Origin of the sequence: Pseudomonas kitaguniensis (assembly GCF_009296165.1) — a bacterium.
GTDB classification, from domain to species: Bacteria; Pseudomonadota; Gammaproteobacteria; order Pseudomonadales; family Pseudomonadaceae; genus Aquipseudomonas; species Aquipseudomonas kitaguniensis.
Map to the genome: position 1 here is coordinate 1 of NZ_VUAZ01000077.1, position 6,106 is coordinate 6,106.

6 protein-coding genes and 2 pseudogenes are annotated in these 6,106 nt (G+C 60.8%); 3 read left to right on the plus strand and 5 right to left on the minus strand.

The window, feature by feature from the left end; all coding sequences use genetic code 11:
- Positions 1-126 precede the first annotated feature (126 nt).
- Genes F0169_RS14070 through F0169_RS14080 form a run of 3 tightly spaced genes read right to left on the minus strand, consistent with a single transcriptional unit; the run spans position 127 to position 2,030 of the window.
- Positions 127-669, minus strand: coding sequence for a DUF2937 family protein (locus F0169_RS14070; RefSeq protein ID WP_058411052.1), 543 nt, complete (start codon positions 667-669; stop codon positions 127-129).
- An 11-nt stretch (positions 670-680) separates the two neighbouring features.
- Positions 681-1,457, minus strand: a complete 777-nt coding sequence (locus tag F0169_RS14075) for a class II glutamine amidotransferase (RefSeq protein WP_122249415.1) — start codon at positions 1,455-1,457, stop codon at positions 681-683.
- Positions 1,458-1,487: 30 nt separating this feature from the next.
- Positions 1,488-2,030 (minus strand): MFS transporter, encoded by a 543-nt coding sequence (locus F0169_RS14080; RefSeq protein WP_152746859.1) that lies wholly within the window; start codon positions 2,028-2,030, stop codon positions 1,488-1,490.
- Between the two features lie 21 nt (positions 2,031-2,051).
- On the opposite strand from F0169_RS14080, the gene F0169_RS14085 reads away from it, so the two are divergent.
- Positions 2,052-4,106 (plus strand): S9 family peptidase, encoded by a 2,055-nt coding sequence (locus tag F0169_RS14085; protein ID WP_152746860.1) that lies wholly within the window; start codon positions 2,052-2,054, stop codon positions 4,104-4,106.
- A gap of 67 nt (positions 4,107-4,173) precedes the next feature.
- Positions 4,174-4,647 carry a cyclic nucleotide-binding domain-containing protein gene (locus F0169_RS14090; RefSeq protein ID WP_152746861.1) on the plus strand — a complete coding sequence of 158 codons (474 nt, stop codon included), beginning with the start codon at positions 4,174-4,176 and terminating at the stop codon, positions 4,645-4,647.
- Here the strand turns inward: F0169_RS14090 and F0169_RS14095 are convergent.
- Positions 4,644-4,928: a hypothetical protein gene (locus tag F0169_RS14095; protein ID WP_122249419.1), complete on the minus strand. Its 285-nt coding sequence runs from the start codon at positions 4,926-4,928 to the stop codon at positions 4,644-4,646. The genes F0169_RS14090 and F0169_RS14095 overlap by 4 nt on opposite strands.
- A 78-nt stretch (positions 4,929-5,006) precedes the next feature.
- Here F0169_RS14095 and F0169_RS14100 point away from each other — a divergent pair.
- Positions 5,007-5,692 (plus strand): annotated as a pseudogene (locus F0169_RS14100) (spermidine synthase).
- 133 nt (positions 5,693-5,825) lie between these two features.
- Here F0169_RS14100 and F0169_RS14105 read toward each other — a convergent pair.
- Positions 5,826-6,106: pseudogene (locus F0169_RS14105) on the minus strand (ParB/Srx family N-terminal domain-containing protein); the annotation flags it as partial.

Genomic DNA, 6,106 nt, shown 5'->3' on the forward strand with positions numbered 1-6,106 from the left:
TCTTTTGCCTTTCTGTGGGAGGGGGCTTGCTCCCGATAAGCAGTGTGTCAGTTGAAAAATACTTATCTGACACACCGACGACAGCGAGCAACCGCTCCCACATTTAAAGTAGAGCTGTGGCGGTCTTTAGAGGCCTTTAAGGTCACGCTCTTCAATCGGCCGGCTCTGGCGCAGGCGCTTGCCGCCCAACACTACCCAGTCGATCAAGCGAAACAGGCACTCAATGCCAAACGACAACAACATCGCGCCGCCCAACCCCCAGCCCATGGCTTCAGGCGTCAGCAGAATCTGATAACTGTAGCCGTTCCAGGTTTCCAGACGAATCGCCGGGTCGGCCGCCACCGCCACCTGCAGCGCGCGAATGTACCAAGGCCCCTGCATCGCCTGAAATTGCTTGTCCAACGCCACCTGACGGTCCAGCAAGGTGCCCAAGCTGTTGGCATCGCTGCGAAACACCGGGTCGTCACTCGCGCGGTAATGCGCCACCAGCGCCTGCAAATCACCCTTGAAGAACTGCTGCGCAGTCGCATCAAACCCGCGCAGGCCAGTCTGCGCCTCGATCAAGTGGGCCTCGACACGCTTGGCGTAGTCGTTGATAAACCCCGGCACTTGCACACCCACCAACAAGCCAATGGCAAACAGCACCAATCGCAGATAGCTAAGCAACATGGTCGTTATCCTTACTCAGTGATGCCCTGGCTCACGCATTCACCGCGTCGCCACAGGCTCCATTGGCCCGGTTCATAGCGGGTCCAGTTTTCGTTGTCGGTAAGCGGTTCGGTCGCGATCACCGTGACCACATCATTGGGCGTGGTTTCGGCCTGAAAATCGACGATCACGTCGACATCCTTCAACCGTGCCGGACCAAACGGTGCGCGCCGGGTAATCTGCGCCAATTTGGTTGAACAGTAGCAAAACAGCCAGTCACCGTCGCTGAGCAAGCAATTGAACACGCCTTTGCTGCGGTATTCAGCACAGGCCGCAATCAGGTCCGGCAGCATTTGTTCGATGTCCACGGGCTCCGGGAACGCTTCGCGCACACGGTTGAGCAGGTCGCAGAACGCCGCTTCGCTGTCGGTGTCGCCCACCGGCCGGTAGAACGTGGCGCTCGGGTTGAAGTCGGCCAATTGGCCGTTGTGCGCAAAGCACCAGTTACGGCCCCACAGTTCGCGTACGAAAGGGTGGGTGTTGGACAGGCACACCTTGCCCACGTTGGCTTGGCGGATATGGCCAATCACTACTTCACTTTTGATGGGATAACGCTGCACCAGCAGCGCGACTTCCGACTCGCTGCTGGCGGCCGGGTCCTGGAACAGACGCAAGCCACGGCCTTCATAGAAGGCGATGCCCCAACCGTCGCGGTGCGGGCCGGTACGCCCGCCGCGCTGCATCAGCCCGGTAAAGCTGAACACAATGTCGGTGGGGACGTTGGCACTCATGCCCAATAATTCACACATGCCAGGGCTCTCGCTGCAGGGCGGACAACGTTAAAGGCGCGGTTCGACCCGCATGCTGCCGGCAGGCGCCGGGCGACGGTACGGCTCGTCGTCTTCGTCTTGGTTTGCGCGCTCGGCGGCCAACGCTGCATCGGTCGCGGCCTTGCGCTCACGGCGGGCGTTGGCGGCGCGCTCGATGGGCCAGCGGATCAACACAAAGACGATATACACGCCAGCGGCGATCAGCGTGTACATGAACAAATCGGAAACCGCCCGCCACGCGTTATTGCCGACCTTGAGCACCAGGTCCAGCGCGGTAATCGCCACGGCCGGCGCGAACTGGGTTTTGACCGGGTCAACGATGGTCGGGCTGAACAGCAGCACCGCCATCAGCAGTTGCAGCGGCTCGCGCAGCCAGCGCCAGACCCAGCGGGTCATGCGCAACCACACCAACAAGCAGCCTAAAGCTGCGAAGGCGTAAAGGCCCCAAGCGGTCAGATAGTCGTTCTCGGTCATGGTGTCCATGGCAAGGTAGGCAAACAGGCGGCTATGATAACGGCTTTTGCGTGTCTCGGCTGCAATGCCTGCCACCATCCGCCAGACAGAGAGTGATCCATGCCTTCATCGACCCACATCGCTGCCGCCCCGATTGCCCGCAAGGCCGCAGGCCAAGACCCGTACGCCTGGCTGCAAGCGCGTGACAGCGCTGAAGTACTTGATTACCTCAAAGCCGAGAACGCGTGGCAGGAGGCGCAACTCGCCGATCAACACACGCTGCGCGAGAGCTTGTTCGAAGAGATCAAGGGCCGCATTCTCGAAACCGACCTGTCGCTGCCCTCGCCGTGGGGGCCGTACCTGTATTACACGCGCACCACCGCGGGTGACGAATACGCCCGCCACTACCGCTGCCGCCGCCCGGCGGATGACAGCAACGTGGTGGATGAAAGCACTGAGCAATTGCTGCTCGACCCCAACGTGCTGGCCAACGGCGGTTTTTTCTCGCTGGGCACGTTCAGCATCAGCCCCGACCACCAGCGCCTGGCCTACAGCCTCGACACCAGTGGTGAAGAGATTTACACGCTGTTCGTGAAGGAATTGGCCACCGACAAGGTCAGCGAACTCGCGTTCGAGAACTGCGACGGCAGCATGACCTGGGCGAATGACAGCCTGACGCTGTTCTTCGGCGAGCTGGACGACACCCACCGCCCGCACAAGCTTTATCGCTACCGCCTGGATGGCACGGCGGCGCAGGAAGTGTTCCACGAGCCCGATGGGCGGTTTTTCCTGCATTGCTACCGTGCAAGCTCGGAGCGCCAGTTGCTGCTGGCCTTGGGCAGCAAAACCACCAGTGAAGTCTGGGCCTTGGATGCCGACCAACCGCACCTGGACTTTACCTGCCTGGCGCCACGCGTCGAGGACCATGAATACGATGTCGACCACGGCCAACTCGACGGCGAGTGGACGTGGTTTATTCGAAGCAACCGCGACGGCATCAACTACGCGCTGTTTGTTGCCGCCGACACTGGCAGCGTGCCGACTGAAGACCAATGGCAAAACCTGATCCCGCACAGCGATGAGGTGATGCTCGACGGCGTGAGCTTGAACGCCAGCGCAATGACCCTGAGCCTGCGCATCGGCGGCCTGCCGGTAATCGAAGTGCACGCTCAGGACGTGGCGGCCTATCGCGTCGAATTGCCCGACGCCGCCTACAGCCTTTATGTGCAGAACAGCCTGGAGTTTGCCAGCCACAAGATCCGCCTGCGTTATGAAGCCCTGAACCGCCCCGCCCAAGTGCGCCAGCTCGAATTGGCGACAGGCGCACAAGTGGTGCTTAAAGAAACCCCGGTGCTGGGCGCGTTCAACGCCGACGACTACGTCAGCCAGCGCCTGTGGGCCACTTCTGCCGATGGCACTCAAGTGCCGATCAGCCTGGTGGTCAAGCGCGACCAGCTCGGTAAGCCAACCCCGCTGTACCTCTACGGTTATGGCGCGTACGGCCAGAGCCTTGACCCGTGGTTCTCGCATGCGCGCCTGAGCCTGCTCGAACGTGGCGTGGCGTTTGCCATTGCGCACGTACGCGGCGGTGGCGAACTGGGTGAAGCCTGGTATCGCAACGGCAAACAGGAACACAAGCAAAACACCTTCAGCGACTTTATCGCCTGCGCCGAACACTTGATCGCCCAAGGCCTGACCACTTCCAAGCAACTCGCGATCAGCGGCGGCAGTGCTGGCGGCTTGTTGATCGGCGCGGTACTCAATCAACGCCCCGCGCTGTTCCAGGCGGCGATTGCCGAAGTGCCGTTCGTTGATGTACTCAACACGATGCTCGACCCGGAGCTGCCGCTGACCATCACCGAGTACGACGAGTGGGGCAACCCTGCAGAGCCCGAGGTGTATGCGCGCATCAAGGCCTACGCACCCTACGAAAACGTCACTGCCCAGGCCTACCCGGCCACGCTGGTGATCGCAGGTTACAACGACAGCCGCGTGCAGTACTGGGAAGCGGCCAAGTGGGTGGCCAAGCTGCGTGACACCAAGACCGATAACAACCTGCTGCTGCTCAAGACCGAGTTGGGTGCCGGCCACGGCGGGATGAGCGGGCGTTACCAGGGTTTACGTGACGTAGCACTCGAATATGCGTTTGTGTTCAAGGCACTCGGGTTGATTTAAGGAACTTAGTGCGGCGTCCTGTCTGAACACAGGACCGCCGACTGATTGATGGATCAATACTGCCGCTATGCCACAACCCACTTTGCTTAACGACGAAATCCGCGACATGCTCATGGACTGCGGGCTATTCGACGCGCTGTTGCCAGAAGATTTTTACCTGGCCGCGGGCTACTTCAATATCAGCAGCATTGCTCAAGACGAGACGATTTTTCTCGAGGGCGATGCCGGCACCTTCATGTGCATCCTCCACAGCGGCCAAGTCGCCGTGCAAAAAACCAATCACGCAGACCAGCGCCTGACCATCGCCACCCTGCGCAGTGGCCGGGCTTTTGGCGAAATGGCGGTGCTCGACGGCGAGCGGCGTTCGGCCAGTTGCGTGGCGGTCAGCGACAGCGTGGTGCTGAACCTGGGCAAGGATTCCCTGGAAAAAATGCTCAACGAAGCACCGCGCGTTGCCGCCAAGATCATCCGCGCGATTGCGATTGCCCTGTCCAAACGCCTGCGCATGGCCGACGGGCAATTACTTGCGCAACAGGTTTAACCGCCGGGTGTTTTCGGTTTGCTGTCGTTCTGCAGCAAGCCAGGCACGGTTTGGTCCTTCGGTGGCGTCGGCAATACGATGGGCACCAGCGCAGGTGAGCCGTTAGCGTTGGCCTTGGGGGCGACAGGCGGGGTGACCTGCGGGTATAACGTCGGCGTCGGCGTGCCCGGCGCGCCTGGGGTTGGCGCGGGTGCAACGGGCACGGTTTGCACCTCCTGGGCCTGCGCGGCACCCAATGCGAGCGCGCTCAACACAATGACCGTTAGAATGTTGCACTTCATCGATGGCTCCATGGCCTGACCGGAATACCGTAAGGCTACTCCCAACCGCGCAAGAATGCCCTTCCCAATGAGATTTCCATGAAACGTTTCGTACTGCTCGACACCACCCCGATCCCCGACAACGGCGGTGCCTTGTGCCTGTTCGAATACGGCGAGGATTTTGTCATCAAGATCCAGGGCGGTGATGGCGGCCAGTTAATGAACACGCGCATGCACGGCTCCGAAGACGCGCTGGCGGAAATCCCCTGCCGCAAGGTCGCCGGGCGCCCCGGTTCGCGGGTATTGATCGGTGGTTTGGGCATGGGCTTTACCTTGGCCTCGGCCCTCAAACACTTGGGCAAGACCGCCGAAGTGGTGGTGGCGGAGCTGGTGCCCGGTGTTGTGGAATGGAACCGTGGGCCGCTGGGCGAAAAGTCCGGCCGCCCGTTACTGGACCCGCGCACGGTGATCCGCATGGAAGACGTGGCCAAGGTGCTGCAGGCCGAGCCTCAGGGTTTTGACGCGATCATGCTCGACGTCGACAACGGCCCCGAAGGCCTCACGCAAAAGGCCAATAGCTGGCTCTACTCCGCCGGTGGCCTGGCCGCTTGCGCCAAAGCCTTGCGGCCCAAGGGTGTACTGGCCGTGTGGTCGCCAGCGCCGACAAGCTGTTCAGCGACAAACTGCGCAAGGCCGGTTTCAAGGCCGAAGAAGTGCAAGTGTTCGCCCACGGCAACAAAGGCACCCGGCACACCATTTGGATTGCCGAGAAACTAAAGGGCTGATCCGCGCGCCCTACAAACACCGAAGATCCCCTGTGAGAGGGGGCTTGCTCCCGATGGCGGTCACTCAGTCAACACATCATCGACTGAACCACCGCTATCGGGAGCAAGCCCCCTCCCACACCTTCAACCCCCGTCAGCTTCTGGATTTGCGGTAATCGATCACATACGGCAGTTTTTTATCGACAGTTTTTTCCAGCTCACGCTGGTCCAGCTTGGTCATGCCGCCCAATTGATGCGCGGTAAAACCACTGTCGCCGACCTGTGAACCCGGCGCCAGGCTGACCATGCGCTTGGCGACAGCTTCAATCGCATCTTTATAGCCGCCTTTCTTGTTCAGGTTGAACGCGCTCAAATCGATTTGCGTGCGCAGCCAGTTGCCCCAGTAAAACTCTAAAAATTCCGGCGCAATCGCGC

Excerpts from the sequence above, each read along its gene's own strand:
- F0169_RS14070 (WP_058411052.1), bottom strand. The coding sequence starts at position 669 with ATGTTGCTTAGCTATCTGCGATTGGTGCTGTTTGCCATTGGCTTGTTG.
- F0169_RS14075 (WP_122249415.1), bottom strand. The coding sequence starts at position 1,457 with ATGTGTGAATTATTGGGCATGAGTGCCAACGTCCCCACCGACATTGTG.
- F0169_RS14080 (WP_152746859.1), bottom strand. The coding sequence starts at position 2,030 with ATGGTGGCAGGCATTGCAGCCGAGACACGCAAAAGCCGTTATCATAGC.
- F0169_RS14085 (WP_152746860.1), top strand. The coding sequence starts at position 2,052 with ATGCCTTCATCGACCCACATCGCTGCCGCCCCGATTGCCCGCAAGGCC.
- F0169_RS14090 (WP_152746861.1), top strand. The coding sequence starts at position 4,174 with ATGCCACAACCCACTTTGCTTAACGACGAAATCCGCGACATGCTCATG.
- F0169_RS14095 (WP_122249419.1), bottom strand. The coding sequence starts at position 4,928 with ATGAAGTGCAACATTCTAACGGTCATTGTGTTGAGCGCGCTCGCATTG.